Annotated in this window: 18 protein-coding genes; all 18 read left to right on the top strand. The window is 61.0% G+C overall.

Annotated elements, in window-relative coordinates:
* Positions 1 to 30: 30 nt before the first annotated feature.
* Entirely contained in the window at positions 31 to 831 is an 801-nt protein-coding gene (locus tag GTO89_RS03440) for an STAS domain-containing protein (RefSeq protein WP_161260670.1), read from the top strand.
* 4 nt (positions 832 to 835) lie between these two features.
* A complete protein-coding gene (locus GTO89_RS03435) occupies positions 836 to 1,216 on the top strand; it encodes an STAS domain-containing protein (protein ID WP_161260669.1) in 381 nt (126 codons plus the stop codon).
* Positions 1,213 to 1,620 (top strand): anti-sigma regulatory factor, encoded by a 408-nt coding sequence (locus GTO89_RS03430; protein WP_161260668.1) that lies wholly within the window; start codon positions 1,213 to 1,215, stop codon positions 1,618 to 1,620. The genes GTO89_RS03435 and GTO89_RS03430 overlap by 4 nt, the downstream gene beginning before the upstream one ends.
* 32 nt (positions 1,621 to 1,652) lie before the next feature.
* Positions 1,653 to 1,871 carry a hypothetical protein gene (locus tag GTO89_RS03425; protein WP_161260667.1) on the top strand — a complete coding sequence of 73 codons (219 nt, stop codon included), beginning with the start codon at positions 1,653 to 1,655 and terminating at the stop codon, positions 1,869 to 1,871.
* Entirely contained in the window at positions 1,868 to 3,295 is a 1,428-nt protein-coding gene (locus GTO89_RS03420) for an ATP-binding protein (protein WP_161260666.1), read from the top strand. The genes GTO89_RS03425 and GTO89_RS03420 overlap by 4 nt, the downstream gene beginning before the upstream one ends.
* A 2-nt stretch (positions 3,296 to 3,297) precedes the next feature.
* Positions 3,298 to 4,443, top strand: a complete 1,146-nt coding sequence (locus tag GTO89_RS03415) for an Hpt domain-containing protein (protein ID WP_161260665.1) — start codon at positions 3,298 to 3,300, stop codon at positions 4,441 to 4,443.
* Positions 4,412 to 4,822 (top strand): response regulator, encoded by a 411-nt coding sequence (locus GTO89_RS03410; RefSeq protein ID WP_161260664.1) that lies wholly within the window; start codon positions 4,412 to 4,414, stop codon positions 4,820 to 4,822. The genes GTO89_RS03415 and GTO89_RS03410 overlap by 32 nt, the downstream gene beginning before the upstream one ends.
* A gap of 13 nt (positions 4,823 to 4,835) precedes the next feature.
* Complete coding sequence (locus GTO89_RS03405; RefSeq protein WP_161260663.1) at positions 4,836 to 6,776, top strand: HEAT repeat domain-containing protein; 1,941 nt, start codon at positions 4,836 to 4,838, stop codon at positions 6,774 to 6,776.
* Positions 6,760 to 7,587: a CheR family methyltransferase gene (locus GTO89_RS03400; RefSeq protein ID WP_161260662.1), complete on the top strand. Its 828-nt coding sequence runs from the start codon at positions 6,760 to 6,762 to the stop codon at positions 7,585 to 7,587. The genes GTO89_RS03405 and GTO89_RS03400 overlap by 17 nt, the downstream gene beginning before the upstream one ends.
* Positions 7,588 to 7,598: 11 nt before the next feature.
* Entirely contained in the window at positions 7,599 to 7,982 is a 384-nt protein-coding gene (locus GTO89_RS03395; RefSeq protein ID WP_161260661.1) for a response regulator, read from the top strand.
* Between the two features lie 5 nt (positions 7,983 to 7,987).
* On the top strand, positions 7,988 to 10,702 hold the full coding sequence (locus tag GTO89_RS03390; protein WP_161260660.1) for a chemotaxis protein CheA: 2,715 nt from the start codon (positions 7,988 to 7,990) through the stop codon (positions 10,700 to 10,702).
* 69 nt (positions 10,703 to 10,771) lie between these two features.
* Positions 10,772 to 11,152, top strand: a complete 381-nt coding sequence (locus tag GTO89_RS03385) for a response regulator (protein ID WP_161260659.1) — start codon at positions 10,772 to 10,774, stop codon at positions 11,150 to 11,152.
* Between the two features lie 59 nt (positions 11,153 to 11,211).
* Positions 11,212 to 11,688, top strand: coding sequence for a chemotaxis protein CheX (locus tag GTO89_RS03380; protein WP_161260658.1), 477 nt, complete (start codon positions 11,212 to 11,214; stop codon positions 11,686 to 11,688).
* Position 11,689: 1 nt separating this feature from the next.
* Positions 11,690 to 12,148, top strand: coding sequence for a chemotaxis protein CheX (locus GTO89_RS03375; protein WP_161260657.1), 459 nt, complete (start codon positions 11,690 to 11,692; stop codon positions 12,146 to 12,148).
* A 134-nt stretch (positions 12,149 to 12,282) separates the two neighbouring features.
* Positions 12,283 to 12,702, top strand: coding sequence for a chemotaxis protein CheW (locus GTO89_RS03370; protein ID WP_161260656.1), 420 nt, complete (start codon positions 12,283 to 12,285; stop codon positions 12,700 to 12,702).
* Between the two features lie 29 nt (positions 12,703 to 12,731).
* Positions 12,732 to 14,795 carry a chemotaxis protein CheA gene (locus GTO89_RS03365; RefSeq protein WP_161260655.1) on the top strand — a complete coding sequence of 688 codons (2,064 nt, stop codon included), beginning with the start codon at positions 12,732 to 12,734 and terminating at the stop codon, positions 14,793 to 14,795.
* Positions 14,796 to 14,820: 25 nt separating this feature from the next.
* Positions 14,821 to 15,189 (top strand): STAS domain-containing protein, encoded by a 369-nt coding sequence (locus GTO89_RS03360; protein WP_161260654.1) that lies wholly within the window; start codon positions 14,821 to 14,823, stop codon positions 15,187 to 15,189.
* A gap of 50 nt (positions 15,190 to 15,239) precedes the next feature.
* On the top strand, positions 15,240 to 16,838 hold the full coding sequence (locus GTO89_RS03355) for a methyl-accepting chemotaxis protein (protein WP_161260653.1): 1,599 nt from the start codon (positions 15,240 to 15,242) through the stop codon (positions 16,836 to 16,838).
* The last annotated feature ends 189 nt before the right edge of the window (positions 16,839 to 17,027 follow it).

The following is a 17,027-nucleotide window of genomic DNA, read 5'->3' as shown; positions in this document are numbered from 1 at the left end:
CGCTTATCTTGAAGGGAGAAAGGAAAGGCCATGATGGAGAAGCATCTGACGGAAAAGGAGAACCCAAAAGCCCATGCCAATTGGCTTTCCGCAGTCCAAAAGAGTGCCTGGATCGCCCTGGGGGCTATCCACCACCAGGAGACGGAACGACTGGGGCAACAGTTGATCGACGGGATTTCCTTCACCGCGACAACGGGAGAGTTGCCCGAGTTTTTGCGGAAGACGCTGCGGGAGATCACGGAAATGGCGGTGGCGAACGGTTTAAATCCCTCCGATACGGCGCTTTTCGTCTTCTCCCTGCGCCCCTACCTGGAAGAACTGTTGCCCCATATCGACGGAAATACATTGATGACCGTCCTCGATCAGGTGGGGCTCTTTATCTTTGAGGTCTACCTGAAAGCCCGAGAAGAGGAGATCCTGAACCAGCGACAGGATCTGCTTGAACTGTCCACACCGGTCATCCGCATCTGGGAGGGCATTCTCGCCGTGCCTCTGATTGGAACGATGGACAGCAAACGGGCCCAGCAGGTGATGGAAAAGCTGCTGAACAGTATCGTTGAGACCAACGCCCGGGTGACGATCCTCGACATCACCGGCGTTCCCACCGTCGATACGCTCGTGGCCAACCATATCCTCAAGACGGCCGCTGCCGTCCGTCTCCTCGGCGCAACCCTGATCATCACCGGGATCAGCCCCGTCATTGCCCAGACGATGGTCCACATGGGCGTCGATCTTGGCCCGGTCATCACCCGGTCCGTGATGGCCGACGGGATCGCCCTGTCCCTGGAGATGCTGCAGAAGCGATTCGGTTCCGAAAGGGAAGCCGGTTAAGGCCATGGAAAAGGCGACAATCGTCAAACTACAGGATCTCCTGTTGGTCACCCTCCAAAGCGACATGAACGACCAGGCGGCCATGAGCATGCAGCACAAGGTGCTCGAAGCAGTGGCTCAGCCCGGCCTGCGCGGCGTGATCATCGAGGTGTCGCAACTGGATCTGATCGATTCCTACATGGCCCGCCTGCTCTCCGACACCGCTCGGATGATCCGCCTCATGGGCGCGGTTACGGTGTTGGTGGGATTGCAACCGACGGTGGCGATCACCATGGTGGAGATGGGTCTCGTCATTGAAGAGACCCGAACCGCCCGCAACCTGGAAGACGCCCTGGCCCGATTCAACGGGAATGTCGGAAATATCCGAAGGGGGAACGGCCAATGATCGGCCGGGTGGAGATCACCACCGAGCCGGATATCGTCCTCGCCCGCCAACTTGCCCGCAAGGCGGCAATCGGACTTGGTTTTTCCCTGATCGACCAGACCCGCATCACCACCGCCGTCAGCGAACTGGCCCGCAACACCTTCCTCTACGCCGGACGGGGGACGATGGAGTGCTGGGAGGTGGCAGGTGAGGGAAAAGGCAAACGCAAGGGCTTGCAATTTATCTTTCACGATCAGGGACCGGGCATCGCCGATGTGGAACTGGCCATGACCGTCGGTTTTACCAGCGGCAGCGGTCTGGGGCTCGGCCTGAGCGGCGCTCGCCGTCTGATGGATGAATTTTCGATCGATTCTCGTGTCGGCCAAGGGACGGTCGTTCGGATCACCAAGTGGTTGACCGAATAGAGTGGCAAGTGATCAGGAGCCAGCCGGGGAAGGTGGGGGCTTTCCTGCCGGCGTTGACCTTGCGCCGCTTGGCCATGACGACAGGGGCGGTGCTGGCGGCGGCCACCAAGGGCGTTGCCCTTGGCTGGCAATCGATGGCTGCCGCCGATCTGAAGGGGGGGAATCTGGGGGATATGTGTCGTCAGTGGGTGCAGGCATGGGGAAAACGCGACGACGACGCGACGGTGCTGTTGGCCCGGATTCGATCATGAAAGACACGATGGAGGTCCAGTGCCGTGGGCAGGCCGAAGACGTCTTGCCGGCCTTCGCCTACCTCTTGGCAGAAACAGGCGCCAGGCCGGAGACCTTTTTGCGCGGGATTGTGTTGATTTTCTGGCAGTTGACCACTGCCGGCGAGGGGGCCGGCGAGTGGCAAGGTCGCCTGTCGCAGGATAAGGAGGGTGTCCTCATCACCAGCCGCCTGGCCATTCCGGCGGGGATGATTCTGCCCCAATCGGCGCCTGTCTTTGACGCCTGCTTTCCCAACGCGATTACCGCCTCCTCGGGCGGGCAGTGGTGGGAACTGCAGATCCGCGACAGCCACCCCCATAGGGCCTGCGTTCAAAGCAAGGAACAATCCGCCGGAGGGGCGTGGCGCCCGGTGGCCGAGTTCCTGGGCGCCTTGCTGAACCAGTTCAACCAACTCCGGAGCGAGGTGCGCAGCCTGACGGAAGAACTGATGCTGACCAGCCAGGGCGTGGTGGCGCTTGTCGAAGAGATGCAGATCTGGGCGGAAAAAGGCGGCGACGCCGCGCCTTCCGGTTTATTGGAGGAGCGGGTGCGAGCCAACCGGGCTCTGGTTCAGCGGCTTCAGGAAAAAGAAAAAGCGCTCCAACAGGCAGACCGCCTGGCCACGATCGGCCGCCTCGTCGCCGGTGTGGCCCATGAGATCAACAACCCCCTCACCTTCATCAAGGTGAATGCGGAACTGCTGTCACGGTACCTTGAGCGGGGAACGCTGTTCTGTCACGGGCGCGCCGCCAATGCTGCCGCCGGCGATGCCGCGAATCCCATGGCTGGCGCTGCCCTCGATGGGGCCACCGAAAAAAAGGCGATCGAGACGGAGGCGAAGCGGGCCAATCAGGCCATCTTCCGAGGCGTGGAACGCATCGCCGCCATTGTCAGCGGTCTCAAATACTTTTCACGGCAGGAGCGGGGAGAGAAGGGCGCCGTCCGATTGCGCCAGTGCCTGGAAGACGCCTGGATGCTCGTATCGAGCGAGAGTGACCTCTCGCGGCACGTCCAGGTTGCCTGGCAGGTCCCTGCCGATCTGGTCGTGCGGGGGAACGCCCAGCAGTTGGAGCAGGTGTTGATCAATCTGATGCATAACGCCCTGAAGGCGATTCAGCGTTCCGGTCGCAAACCAGGACTGCTGTCGGTGGAGTCTGACACCGTCGATTCGGCACGACAGGCGATCATCCACATCCGCGACAACGGATGTGGCATCGACCCGGAGGAACTGCCCAAGGTGTTTGAGCCTTTTTATACCAACGACGGCAAGGGAACCGGCCTCGGATTGTCGATTGTCCAGGGCATCGTGACCGAACACGGCGGCACTGTCACCGTGACCAGCGAACCCGGGGCGGGCGCCGTTTTCACCATCCGGCTGCCGGCCATGCCGCCGGAGGAGGAATGACCATGCAACCGAACAGCCCATACGACTTTCATGCCCTTTTCTTTGATGAGTCCCTGGAGATGCTGGCCGCCGCCAGCGCGGCGCTGCTGGCGGCGGAAGAGTCGGGAGAACCGTCCCAGGCCGTTCCGGAGGTGTTCCGCGCCTTTCACAGCATCAAAGGCGGCGCCCAGAGCCTGGATTTTGACGATCTCGCTCGCTTCGCCCACCGGATGGAAGACTGGCTCGATCCCTTCCGCCGGGGAAAAGCGGCGGGGACGGCCATGGTGAATATCCTGCTGGAGACGATGGACCGGATGGAAATGGGATTGACCGGTTTGCGCGCCGGTGATCTGGACACCGGGTGGGCCGAGGAACAGCGGCGGTATCTGAAAACCCTGGAAGCAACCGGCGACAGGGTTGTTGAAAAGGCTTCGGCGCAACCGGGGGGTGACAAAGGAGGACCGACCAGCCGAGGAGAGATCGCGAATCCGAGCATGGAAGAGAGTGTCACCGCGGTGATCGCGAAGACGAATGCCGAGGACCGGGAACCCCCTGCGGCGGCAGTCGCGCCGGTAAGCCTGCCGGGCGACCGGGTGCTCTGCCTGCGGATCGGCCTGGTCGCCGATGCGCCCATGCCGGAGGTACGCCACGTACTGATTCAGGAGCGCCTGAAGCCGGCGTGCCGGATTCTCGATTGCCGATGTGGCGAAGGATCCGATCATCCGCTCTTTTTGGTTGTTTCAACCGAACAATCGGACGAAGCGATCCGTCGGCTTTGTGATGTCGGCGATGTGGCCGAGGTGGCCCTGAGACCGGTGAACGAGGGCCTCTTCAGCGGTGTTGACCAACTGGTGGCGGCGGCAGGCGTTGGCCCGGTGCGGGTGGCGTTGATCGATATCAGCCATAGGGAAATCCTGGAGGCGGCCGATCTCCGGCGACTGAGCGAGGCCCGTTCCGCCCTGGCACGCAAGGGAACAAGACTGGGGCTAATTTCGAAGGGCCCCTTTATGCGACGTCATCTGAACATCCTGGAGGCGGCCGCCCTCTTGACAGGAGAACTGCCGGTCTACACGGACCATGTCGATGCCGGTTGCGGCCGTTGGGAAGACAAGGACCGGCCGGAAAGGAGGACAAGGGATGTATCCGGAAACGAAAGTGCTGCTGATTGACGACGAAGAGGAACTCTGCATCAGCTTGCAGCGGATCTTGCAACTGGAGGGTTTTGCGGCCGCATACACCACGTCGCCCCTCAAGGCGATGGAGATGGTCAAGGCGCGCAAGTATCACATCATCCTGGCCGACATCGTCATGCCGGAGATGGACGGCATTGAACTCTTGGCGGCGATCAAGGCCTATGACCCCCTGGCGCAAGTGATTATGATGACCGGTTATTCCACGATGGACAAGACGGTGCGCTGTCTCGAAAAGGGCGCCAACGACTACCTGCTCAAACCCTTTTCCGACCTGGACAAGGTGATCGAAGCCGTCCGGCTGTCAGAGGCCAAACTGCGCCGCTGGTGGGAGAGCATGCGGGGAAATTTTGCCTGAGGGGGTCTGTCGAATGAATAAGGCAAAAGGGCTCCTGGAGAGCGAGCATGAAAGCGACCGCAGCGAGGCGGTGGCTCTCCTCTCCCGATCCGCCTCGCCGAGCGGCGTAGAACTGCTGGCCCGGCAGTTGGAACGGGAACCATCCGCCTATGTGCGTCGCCAGATCATCCGGGCCTTGGGGGAGATGCGGAGCCACCACACCGCCGCTGTCGCCGCCCATCTGCTCGCCTCCGCCGAAGCGTCTGTTCGCAACGCCGCCCTGGAGGTGATGCGCGCCCTCGGACCTGTCGCGTTGACGGCGCTGGAAGAGCGGTTGCTGGATCCCTCCCGGGACCTGCGCAAACTGGCTGTCGATGCCCTGGCCGCCATTCCCGGCGAGCGGGCCGGCGGGATGCTGCTGAGGGGCTTGGATGATCCCGATCCGAATGTGGCGGCCGCCAGCGCGGAGGCCTTGGGCGGCCGGGCGGAACCAGGCGCCGTGGCGCCGATGCAAGCGAAACTGGCCAAGACCGAAAACGTCTGGGTGGCCTTTAGCCTCATCGAAGCCCTGGCGCGCCTCGGTGATCCGGCGTCCATGGCAGGCATTGACGCCTTTTTGACATCCTTCCAGGGGGGAAGACGGGAGCGGACGGCCGTAGCGGCCATCTGGGCCTTCGCGGCCGGGCGGCTCGGCGATGCAGCATGTGTTTCCGTAGCCTGGGAATTGCGCAGGGAGAACCTCCTGACGGCGAAGGAACTGTTGCGCTTGCTGCACAGCCTGCAAGCCCGGGGAATCGATCCCGGACCGTCGTTCCCTGAATTGGATGACCTGATCGCCCGGCATCTTGAAGACGGCGGTTCCCGGGAGGCTGTTGCCGCCGCCCATCTCGCCGCTCGCTGCTGCCCGACGCTGCTGTACATACACCTCCCTTATCTTGTCGGACGCTTTGGCCAGGACGAGAGCGTGCTGGAGGAGTTGCTCCCGGCGCTGTTGCAGGCCGGCCCGTCTCCGGACCGGTTCATCCGGCTTCTGGAAAACGCCGACGACCGCCTGGCCCGCCTGCTTCTCGGCGCGGCGGAACAGGCCATGGTGATTCTTCCGTTGACGATCCTGCGGGAACTGGCGGGACGCGCCGACAGCGCCCTCGTGCGGCATGCGGTGTCGCTCGCCTGGCGCTGCGGAATCGGCGCCGAATCTTTTTTGACGGCCATGACTGTTCACCCGGAACCGGATGTGGCGGCTGTCGCCCTTTCCGGCCTCGGGCTGATCTGTGGCGAGGGAGCTGTGCCGGCGCTCCTTAAAGCGCTGGAACACCCCAGCGGCCGTGTGCGCCGCCAGGCGGCGGACACCCTGTCCATCCTAGCGCCGCCGGGGTTGCAGCCGGAACTGGAGCGGCTCTTTGACCGCTGCCCTGAGTCGGCGCGACCGGAGGCGCTTGAGGTGATGACAGCGCTCGGCGGCGCCAATCTGCACAGCGCCTTCCTGCGCGCCGCTGCGGCGTCGGATCGCGATGTCCGTTCCCGTGTCGCTCGCGCCAGCCGGCTGATCCGCTCGGACGAGGTCTTCTTGTCGGTCATGGAATCTTTGGCCAACGACCCTGATCAGGAGGTCCGGCGGGTGGCCATTGCCAGCCTGGCTTCGCGCAGCGGCGACGGCGTCTACCGATTGCTCCGCTATCTCTACGAAAACGACCCCTGCCAAAACCATCGGTACCACATCCTCGCCTGTCCCGAGATTTTCCGGCACCCGGAAACCTTCGAGTGGCTCACTGACAACATCGAGCAGACCGATCCGCTCTTGCGTCTGGCCGCCGTGCGCGGGATGGCCCGCATGGGCGCCAAGGGGAAAGAATACCTGGAAGCGTTGCTGGAGTCCCTGTCGGCGTCAGCGCCGGAGGCCGATGAGGAAATCGCTCAGGCGGTGGGTCAGGAACTGAAACGGATAGGAGGTCGGCGGGATGGCCTTGGCGACTGACCTCTACCAGCGCTTTACCGAGTTGATCTACAAACGGACGGGCATCTGGTTTGAGCCGCACAAACTCTACTATGTGGAAAAGCGCATCAGCGAACGGATGGAAGAACTGGACCTCATCGACTACCGCGAATACTACCACTTGATCAAATTTTCCAACGACACGACGGAACTCGAGTTATTGATCAACCGGCTCACCGTCAATGAGACCTATTTTTTTCGAGATTTTCCCCAACTGGCTGGTTTTGCCGAGGCGGTGCTGCCGGAGGTTGTCCAGGCCAAGCATGGCAGCGGCGAACGGAAGCTGAAGATCTGGAGCGCCGGATGCGCCACCGGCGAGGAACCGTACACCCTCGCCATCATCCTCTTGGAGATGCTGCCGGATCCGAAGTCCTGGGAGATCGAGATCGTGGCCACCGACATCAACACACAGGTCCTGGAAGCGGCCCGCAAGGGGTACTACAGCGCCCGTTCGGTCAAGGATGTTCCGCTTGAATACCTGGAGCGATATTTCACCAGCCGGCTGGACATGCACCTGATCAACCTGAACGTGAAAAAAATGGTTCAGTTCAGGCACTTGAACCTGATGGACCAAACGGGGATGCAGGAACAGTCGGGGTTTGATTTTATATTTTGCCGCAATGTGCTCATCTACTTTAATCCGGAGTCGCGCCTGAAAGTCCTGGAGAACTTTTATCGTTCCATCCGAAGCGGCGGTTTCATCTACCTCGGCCATTCCGAGTCGGTCAGCCGGATCACGGAAGCCTTCAAGATGAAGCGGGTCGGCGGAAACATCGTGTACTACAAGCCGTAGGGGGTGACGATATGGCACACATCTTAGTTGTTGACGATTCTGCCATGGTGAGACGATACCATGCCTATATCCTGACTTCCCTCGGTTATGACGTGGAGGAGTCGGAAGACGGCGTCCTGGCCCTGGAAACGCTGCTGCAAGGCGATCATGTCCTGATCATCACCGATATCAACATGCCGCGCATGGACGGCTTCCGGTTCATCGCAGAGGTGCGCGACATGCCGGCCCACCGCCATACTCCGATCATCATCGTCACCACCCAGGACCACGCCGTCGACGCGGCGCGAGGACTGGAACTGGGGGCCAATGTATACGTGGTCAAGCCGACGGAGCCGGAAAAGCTGGTTCACTGGGTCCGGCGGTTGCTTCCGGGGACCGGCGGAGAGGAGGCCTGAAGCCCTTGCACTATCGTTTTGGTCCCGATGACCTGGAGATGCTGCAAGCCTTCACCGATGAGGCGGGCGAGTACCTCCAGCGGGTCGAGGAAGAACTCTTGCAACTGGAAGCGTCAGAGGCAAAGCCCGGCTCGATCAACGACATCTTCCGCCATATTCACACCATCAAAGGGCTCGCCTCTTTTTTCGGTTTTTCCGAGATCACCCGCCTCAGCCATGAGGCGGAGTTTCTCCTCGACAGCGCGCGCAGCGGTCGCGCCCACCTGGACGGTGCGCGCATCGGCCTGCTGCTCGATGCCGTCGACGCCCTCGGGGAGTTGCTGGGCCAACTGCGCGCGGCTTGTGAGGCGTCCTCGCCTGGCGCCGGCGTGCAGGTGGCCTTTTTGACCGACCGCGACCTGGAGGGGTTGATCGGCCAATTGGAGGCAGCGTTGCCGCCGAAGCAAGCGGCTGCGGCAGCCTCGGGTCAGGGCGAAACCGCTGCGGCAGGCGAGGGCGACGACAGTGACAAGGGGGACGAAAGCGTCGTTTCCGGTGGACAGTTCGACCCTGTGGTCGATTCGAAGGCGGGAAGCGCCGGCGCCGCTGACGCCGTCGGCGCCGGAACGGGAGAAGCGCCGCCAGCGCCAGGCGACGCAAAGGGAACGGCAGGAACGGTATGCCCCGAAGGGGCGTCTGCTGCTGCTTCGACTTCCCAAGAGGATGAACTCCTCGTTGTGATCAAAGGCAAAGCCGGCAAGGCGGCTGTGGAGAATTTCCTGATCGAAGCGGAAGAACACAGCGAGATTGTCTGTGACCAGCTCCTGATCGCCCTTGACGGCGATCCCGGCGACACATCGGCCATGGCGGAACTCTTCCGGCGTGTTCACACCCTCAAGGGAAACCTCGGTCTCTTGCTCAGTTTCAACACGCCGGAAGGTTCGCTCTGGCTGCCGATAAAAGAAACGATGGAAGTGTTCCAAAGGATGGAAGAGATGCTGGAAAGAGTGCGCGCCCTTCGGCTGCCCATGCCCGCTTGGGCGATCGACCTCTGTTTTGCCTGTATGGATGCGTTGCGCCGCCTCGTCCAGATGGTCCGCTCCGGTGAAGGCCATTCCGACCCGGCCAACCCGCCGCTGCTGCTGCAACTGGACGACGGGCGTCTCCGGTTGGAACAAGGCGATGCAAGCAACGCCGCTGCCGAGCCGTCTCCTGCCGTCGAAGGGCAAGGGACAGAGCCGGCGGAATGGGCGGGACAACCGGGAATGGTCGCTTCGGCCGATACACCGTCCCTTCCTGCGGAACGGGACGAGGCGCCAGTGGTGAGCGATCCGAAGGAGGGCGGCGGCCAGGCAGACGGTTGCCCAGTGGACCATCAGGGGAGCGACGGAAAGGACGCAAAAGGGTCAAGCGGCTCGAACGGTGGAGACGGCAGCAAGGGAGCACCAGGAGACAACGGAGCAAACAGTGGAAACGGCGCCAATCGTGGCAATGGGGCAAGCGGTGGAAACGGCGCTAAACGAAGTGGCCAGGAAAACGGCAACGGCCACTCGGTCCGAGTCAGCGAAGAGAAGCTGACCCGTTTGATGAACGCCATCGGCGAACTGGCCGTCACGAAAAACGCCTTCAGCCAGATCGCCCGCAAACTGATGATGGAGTACAACCTGCCGGTCATTTCCCGAGAAGTGAAAGAAGCCGGCCAATGGGTCGAGCGCATCTCGGCGGAACTGGAAGACGCCATCATGGCGATGCGCATGACCGAAGTCCGCATGGTCTTTCAGAAGTTCCCCCGCGTCATCCGCGATATCGCCCTGCAAACGGGGAAGCGGATCCAACTGATCATGGAGGGGGAAGAGACGGAACTGGACCGCACGATCATCGAACAGATTGGCGATCCCCTCATGCACCTCGTCCGCAACGCCGCCGATCACGGCATCGAGCCGGAAGCCGACCGCAACGCCGCCGGCAAGCCGCCCCAGGGACGAGTCTGGCTGCGCGCCTACAGCCGCGGCAAAGACGTGTTTATTGAGATCGAAGACGATGGCCGCGGCATGGACCCGCAGAAGCTGAAGGCGAAAGCCGTCGAGAAAGGCTTCATCACGGCGGCCCAGGCGGAGGAAATGAGCGACGCCCAAGCGTTCCAACTGATCTTCCTCCCCGGCTTCAGCACCGCTCGGGCCGTATCGGAGATCTCCGGCCGGGGCGTGGGGATGGACGTGGTGCGCAACAACATCGCGGCCCTGCGCGGAACCGTCGCTGTCCACAGCCGCCTGGGGCAAGGCACCAAAATGACGATGCAACTGCCCCTGACGCTCGTCGTCTCCCGGGGCCTGCTTGTCGAGGCGGCGGGCCAACTGCTGATCCTGCCCCTGGAAAATGTGATCGAAACCATTAAGGTCCCGGCCGATCGCTTTGTCTTCCGCCGGGGCCGCCGGATGCTCCAGCACCGTGGCGGCGTGCTCGGCGTCCTCTCCCTGGCCGGCATCCTCGGGATGCCGGAACTGCCGCCGGACGGACAAACCCCCGTCGTTGTCCTCAGCGACGGCAATCTCAAGGTCGGCGTCGTCGTCGACCGCTTGATCGACGAGCAGGATGTGCTCGTCAAGGCCTTGCCCGACTACCTGGCATCGCTGCCAGGCATGGGCGGCGCCACCATCATGGGCGACGGACGGGTGGCCCTGGTGATGAACGCCGTCGAAGTCATTCAGATGGCGACCGGCGGCGGGCGGCAATCGGGCTGACCCCGCCTTCGCGACGCCGCTCTGCGGAAATCATTGTGTGTTCACTCACATTCATAAGGAGGTAACCCCATGACAGAGCCGAAAAAACACCGGATCATGCTCGTCGACGACTCCCCCTTCATCCACAAGGCCCTGAGCAAAGCCCTCGAACCGGCCGGGTATGAGATCTGCGGCGTCTTTCGCAACGGCCAACTCGCGGTGGAGAATTACAGCATCCTGCTGCCGGATCTGCTGATCATGGACATCACCATGCCGGTCATGGACGGTGTGGAAGCGGCGCGGGAGATCAGCGCCCGCCACCCCGGCGCCAAGATCATGATGCTGAGCGCCATGGGGGACGAAGAGATCCTGGAAGAAGCCCGCGCCGCCGGCGCGAGCGGGTTTATGACCAAGCCCTTTTCCAATCCCGAACTGCTGGAAGCAGTGGAGAAACAACTGAGCGCCTCCTGACGGACTGCGCTGTTCCTCTTGCCGCCCCCATATTCCAAACAACGTAAGGAGGGATCCCCATGGCCAGGGAATACCTGACCTGTTTGACTGAAAGCATGACTTCGGTGCTGAAAAAGATGATCGACATCGACAGCGTTTCGCTGGAGGCGGCGCCGGTGCTGCCCTCCGTCACCGCCGGCGTCACCGTCGTTTCCCTTTTGGGTTTCAACGGCGCCCGTAAGGGCCGGGTGGTCATGGAAATGAGCATCGACACGGCCCAGCACCTGGGACAGGCACTCAACCAGGAGGAACTGACACCCTTCGACAAGATGATCTTTTACGCCCTTTCCGAACTGAGCAATATCTTTTGCGGCGCTGCGGTGACGAAAATCAACAACGGACCGGATCGCCCCGGACTCCGCCTCACGCCGCCCAACATCCTCGTCGGCGAGGGGATGCAGGTCTTCGACGCCCACGCCGAGTTGGAGACTGCCCGCGTCACCTGGAGCGATGGGGAGATCTTCATTCACCTCAGCATGGAAAGGGGGGCCGGATGATATGAAGGCACAGCTGCAGACCTTTGCCCGGGGAACGGCCGATGTTCTGACCATGATGGGCGTATCGGCAACCCTTCCGAACGACAGCGCCGTACCCGATTCCTTTTTCAGCCGCTACGAACTGGCCATCATCATCGGCCTGACTCGGGACCTGCGCGGCGCCGTCGTCATCACCATGGCCACCGGAACCGCCTTGGCCTTGGCCGGCCAGATGATGGGGGGCATGGTCCTGCCGGAACTGGACGATATGGTCAAAAGCGCCCTCTGCGAGTTTGCCAACATGGCCGCCGGCACGGCCGTGACAGCCCTGGCCCCTGCGCTGACAGCCGATATCACGCCGCCCACACTGATCACCGGCCAAAAATTGGCCATCATGGCCGGCCAGGAGACCATCTTGCTCACGGAAATGGAGACATCCCTCGGCAAGATGGAGATCCATCTTGGCCTAGAAACAGCATAAATAAACAATCGAATTCTGCAGGCTTTACTTGAATGGTTGAAGATTTTGACGTATCTTAATAGTGTGAACAAAGAACAAGCGCTCGCGATCCCTCGCTGTGACCGAAGATCGGCTGCACGAAAGGGGGGACATCCATGGAGAATTTTCAAATCGTCACATTTTCGCTGGGACCTGAATCGTACGGCATACCGATCGAACAGGTTCAGGAGATCATCCGACCGTCAGCCGTCACCTATATTCCCTACGCGCCTCCCCATGTGCTCGGATTGATCAACCTGCGCGGCAATGTGATCCCCGTGATCGACCTCCGAAAGCGCTTGTTCTTGCAACCGCAAGGAGAGGCAAAGTACAACCGCATCATCGTCGTGCACATACAAGACATTGTCGTCGGGCTCTGGGTCGATGCCGTCTCCGCCGTAGCCGCCATCGGAGAGGACATGCTGGCCGACAACCCGGAAGGGCTCAGCCTTGATGAGCAGTTCATCGACAAGGTGGTCAAGACGGAAGAGCGGCTGATCGCCTTATTGAACATCCCTGCATTGCTCCGCAATTGAGCATCGATCGAGTGGAGGGGGTGACAAGATTGAACGACGGAAATTTTATGGACCAGTACATGGATCTTTTTTATTCTGAGGCGAAGGAGCAGTTGGACATCCTGACCCGCGATCTGCTGGCCATCGAATCAGGCGGTTCGAGTCAGGACATGATCCATGAGATGTTTCGCGCCGCCCACACCCTCAAGGGGTCGAGCGCCATGGCCGGTTTTCCGGCGGTGGCGGAGATGACCCACAAAGTTGAAGATCTGCTGGGTAAGGTGAGAGAAGGGAAGCATTCCTTTGGCGCCAAGGATGTCGATGTTGTATTTTTGGCGCTCGATTATATACAGAACTGTCTCTTTCATCCCGATGCGGTCGATCCGGAAAAAACAGCCGAGTTGGCGCACAAACTGGAAGACATACAGAATCCGTCGACATCGACGGCAAAGACCGATAAAAAAGCCTCCAGAGACCAGGCGGAACGATTGGCTCAACTGCGAAAACAAGCCGGTCAGATGAGCCGGACGACGGAGATTCTGGTCACCTTCAGCGCCGATAGCGCCATGCGTTCGGTCCGATTTTTCTTGATATTGAACAACCTGAAAGAATTCGGCGAAGTGATCGGCGCTGTGCCCACCTGGGAAGAGATGGAGGCCGATGAGGGCGCTTACGATGAGGCGACGATTTTTCTCGATTGGCAGCAGGGAAACTGCGCCGATCTGGAACGGGCGCTCAACATCGCCGATGTGCAGCGTCTCTTGATCGATCAGTGTCCCATGCCCGGTGCGCAACCGAGCGGGCTCCAGGGGAGCGCCAAGCCGGATTGCGCCGAGGCGCCCCCTACGCCGGCGGGAACAGCGGTAGAAATGGCTGCTGGCGATCGTGTTGTGATTATGGATGGCGGCGGCGCGACCCGAGGGACCGAGTACATCAAAATCGAAGCGAAGCGTCTCGATCTGCTCATGAACCTGATCGGCGAGATGTTGATCACCCAAGCCCGCTTTGTCCGGCTCCAAGAAAATTACCTGGAACGGCACGGGCAGAGCCCTTTGGCCGTCGAAATGGCCGAAGAGACGCACCAATTGGCGCGGATCACGACGCAGTTGCAAGACGGGTTGATGAAGGCCCGCCTGATCCCCATCGGCGGCGTCTTCAGCCGATTCCCGCGCATCGTCCGCGACCTGGCCCGCAAGCAGGAGAAAAAAGTCAACCTGCTGATGGAAGGACAGGACACGGAGTTGGACAAGTCGGTCGTCGACCAGATCGGCGATCCGCTCATGCACCTGATCCGCAACAGCATCGACCATGGCATCGAAGGGCCCGAGGAACGGCGCCGCGCCGGAAAGCCGGAGGAAGGAACCATCCGGCTGAAAGCCATTCATGAAGGCAGCCGCATCATCATCGAGATCCGCGATGACGGTCGGGGCATCGACGAAAAGAAGGTGCTCGCCAAGGCGCGGGCATTGGGGTTGGTCGCCGAGGGCTACACCCCATCGCGGCAAGAGATCCTGGACCTGATCTTTGCGCCGGGTTTCAGCACCGCTGACAAGGTCACCGACATCTCCGGACGGGGCGTGGGCATGGATGTCGTCAAGGGCGCCATCAGCAGCCTCCACGGCATCATCGAGACTCGATCCGAACCGGGGCAAGGAACCACCTTCCAGCTGCAGCTGCCGATCACCCTGGCCATCATACAAGGACTGACAGTCCGCGTCGAACAGGAAAGCCTGATCATCCCCCTCGACAACGTATTGGAAAGCTTCCAACTGCAGGAGGGGGATGTGCAGTCTGTCGGCGGTCGGGAGGTATTCTCCGTTCGCGGGAGGATCGTTCCGCTGTACCGGCTGCAGGAATTGCTGCAAATCCCGCCGGATCTGGAAAAAAGTCGCCGCAAGTACCGCTCCGTGGTGGTGGTCGGCCTGGCCGAGCGCCGTATGGGATTGGAAGTGGACTCGCTGATCGGCAAGAAAGAGATCGTCATCAAATCCATCAAAGCGCCCTGGCTTGATCTGGAGCATTTCGCCGGCGCCACCATCCTGGGCGATGGGCGCGTCAGTCTCATCCTCAATATCGGCGCTATCTTCCGCCGGGGGGTGGGTGATCGGGGGTAAAATTGAGAAAAAGGGGTGAGCCGCAGTGTTGGAGTATGAGATCAAAGAACGGGGCGACGTGGTCATCATTCGCTTTTATGGCAGCATCGGCGTCGGAGACGCTCACCGGATCAAAGAATCCCTTTCCCAGCTTCCACCGGAGAACAAGCGCCTGGTCGTCAACCTTGGCGTCAGCTTCCTTACCAGTGAAGCGATCGGCAATCTGATATTTATATACAAGCACTACCGGGAAAAAGGCGGCCTTTTGACGATTTGCAACATCTCCCAGTCTGTGCGCCAGGTGCTCGAAATCACCCGCCTGGATAAATTGCTTCCCATCGTCGAGTCCGAAGAGGAAGCGGTGACCAAACTCTCACGGCCCGGTGAAGAATCGGAGTCCCCGTCAGACATGTAAGCGAGGACCGCAAAAGAAACGAGATCCGAAGTTAAAAGGAGGGCTAGTGAATGAGAATGCTTTCGCACATGAAGGTGGGCACCCGGATTCTTCTGGTGATCCTGATCTCCTGTTTGATCGCGGCTTCCGTAGGTGTTTACGGGTTATCCAGCTTGAGCAACGAAAAAGCGGAAATGGACAGCATGTACAGCAACGCATTGCTGCCGATCCGTTACCTCGGCGAAGCCAAGGCGAAACTGCAGCAATACCGGGTGGCTGTGTACAACCATATCATCTCTACGGATCGGCAAGACCTGAACGATTGGGAAGCGAAGACGAAAGAGTATGCCAGTGTTTTTGAGCAGGAGTTGCGAAAATACGATGGCACGGAAAAGTCAGCCGACGAAAAACGCATGTTGGCGGACGTCCAGAGCGCCTGGAACAGCTATCGGGAAGTGGCGCAACGGGTCGTCCAGGCGAGTTCGCTCGCGACAGCGGAAGGAAACGCCAAAGCCATCATGATCGCCCATACGGAGGGACGGAAGATCGCCGGCGATTTGGATGACAAGCTGGAGAGACTGCTCCAGTATCAAGCCGATATGTCGGAGCAAACGAAAAAGAAATCCGATGAGGCCTATGGGACGACCCGGATGGTCACCGTCGTCGCTATCATCGCCGCTTTTCTTCTCTCTTTGACCCTGGGGTTTGTGCTGGCTCGCAGCCTGTCGAAACCACTCGGTGAATTGGAGCAGCTGGCTGGCGCGATCGCCAGAGGCGATTTGACGAAAAACGTGGACAGCACCGATGGCAGCGACGAGATCTCTTCCCTGTCCCGGTCTATTCATCAGATGGTTGACAACCTGCGCGATTTTGTCAAGCATGTGCAGTCGGGCGCCCAGTCGGTGGCCGCGTCGAGCGAGCAGATTTCCGCCTCGTCCCAGCAGTTGGCCAGCGGCGCCCAGTCTCAGGCCCAGGAAGCCCAGAGCCTCTCGTCGATGATGAACGACATGGCTGGGGCGGCCACTCAGGTCGCCACATCGGCTCAAAAAGCGGCCCTTTCCTCGGAGGCGACGACGAGCGCCACCATGGAGGGCGGCAAGATCATCGACGACACCGTCCGGGGCATGGACGCGATCGCAGAAAACGTGATGGTGCTCGGCCAGAACTCTGAGAAGATCGGCGAGATCGTCGAGATGATCGACGACATCGCCGCCCAGACCAACCTCTTGGCCCTCAACGCCGCTATTGAGGCGGCCCGGGCCGGAGACGCCGGCAAAGGATTCGCTGTCGTCGCCGACGAGGTGCGCAAGCTGGCTGAGCGGTCTGGATCAGCCACCAAAGAGATCGGCAGCCTGATCAAACAGATCCAGCAGGTGACGGCGCGCGCCGTCGAAGCGACTGAGAGCGGCCGCGAGTTGACGCAACAAGCGGGGGCGTCCTTCCAGAACATCAAGGAACAGGTCAAACAGACGGCCACCGAGGTGGGCGAAATCGCCGCCGCCGCCGAAGAGCAGGCGGCGACGACGGAGCAGGCGTCGCGGGCGGTCCAGAATGTGGCGGCCATCGCCGAAGAGTCTTCCGCCGGCGCCCAGGAAACGGCCAGCGCCATCGAGGCCATGTCCGCGCTGGCGACAGAACTGCAGACGGGATCGGCGAAGTACAAGGTGTAAGAAGCCAGGAATGATCCGCACATAGGCAAGCGGAAAGGACCGCGATTGCGCGCAGCCGAAGGGCTGAGGCGCGATCGCGGTCCTTTGTATGTGCGCCCGAGGAGTGCCGCTTCCTCGTCGCGCAGGGCCTGTTCCGGAAATAACCTGATAAGAGAGCATTTTGCAAGGCCGAAAGAAAGGCGGGAGCGT

Origin of the sequence: Heliomicrobium gestii (genome assembly GCF_009877435.1) — a bacterium.
GTDB lineage: Bacteria > Bacillota > Desulfitobacteriia > Heliobacteriales > Heliobacteriaceae > Heliomicrobium > Heliomicrobium gestii.
The sequence above is the reverse complement of the archived record's forward strand: the minus strand, read 5'-3'. Positions and strand labels throughout refer to the sequence as shown.

Bases quoted from the DNA above. Each gene is read 5' to 3' on its own strand.
- GTO89_RS03415 (WP_161260665.1), top strand. From the start codon at position 3,298: ATGCAACCGAACAGCCCATACGACTTTCATGCCCTTTTCTTTGATGAG.
- GTO89_RS03355 (WP_161260653.1), top strand. From the start codon at position 15,240: ATGAGAATGCTTTCGCACATGAAGGTGGGCACCCGGATTCTTCTGGTG.
- GTO89_RS03380 (WP_161260658.1), top strand. From the start codon at position 11,212: ATGGCCAGGGAATACCTGACCTGTTTGACTGAAAGCATGACTTCGGTG.
- GTO89_RS03435 (WP_161260669.1), top strand. From the start codon at position 836: ATGGAAAAGGCGACAATCGTCAAACTACAGGATCTCCTGTTGGTCACC.
- GTO89_RS03405 (WP_161260663.1), top strand. From the start codon at position 4,836: ATGAATAAGGCAAAAGGGCTCCTGGAGAGCGAGCATGAAAGCGACCGC.
- GTO89_RS03375 (WP_161260657.1), top strand. From the start codon at position 11,690: ATGAAGGCACAGCTGCAGACCTTTGCCCGGGGAACGGCCGATGTTCTG.
- GTO89_RS03430 (WP_161260668.1), top strand. From the start codon at position 1,213: ATGATCGGCCGGGTGGAGATCACCACCGAGCCGGATATCGTCCTCGCC.
- GTO89_RS03385 (WP_161260659.1), top strand. From the start codon at position 10,772: ATGACAGAGCCGAAAAAACACCGGATCATGCTCGTCGACGACTCCCCC.
- GTO89_RS03420 (WP_161260666.1), top strand. From the start codon at position 1,868: ATGAAAGACACGATGGAGGTCCAGTGCCGTGGGCAGGCCGAAGACGTC.
- GTO89_RS03440 (WP_161260670.1), top strand. From the start codon at position 31: ATGATGGAGAAGCATCTGACGGAAAAGGAGAACCCAAAAGCCCATGCC.
- GTO89_RS03395 (WP_161260661.1), top strand. From the start codon at position 7,599: ATGGCACACATCTTAGTTGTTGACGATTCTGCCATGGTGAGACGATAC.
- GTO89_RS03370 (WP_161260656.1), top strand. From the start codon at position 12,283: ATGGAGAATTTTCAAATCGTCACATTTTCGCTGGGACCTGAATCGTAC.
- GTO89_RS03400 (WP_161260662.1), top strand. From the start codon at position 6,760: ATGGCCTTGGCGACTGACCTCTACCAGCGCTTTACCGAGTTGATCTAC.
- GTO89_RS03410 (WP_161260664.1), top strand. From the start codon at position 4,412: ATGTATCCGGAAACGAAAGTGCTGCTGATTGACGACGAAGAGGAACTC.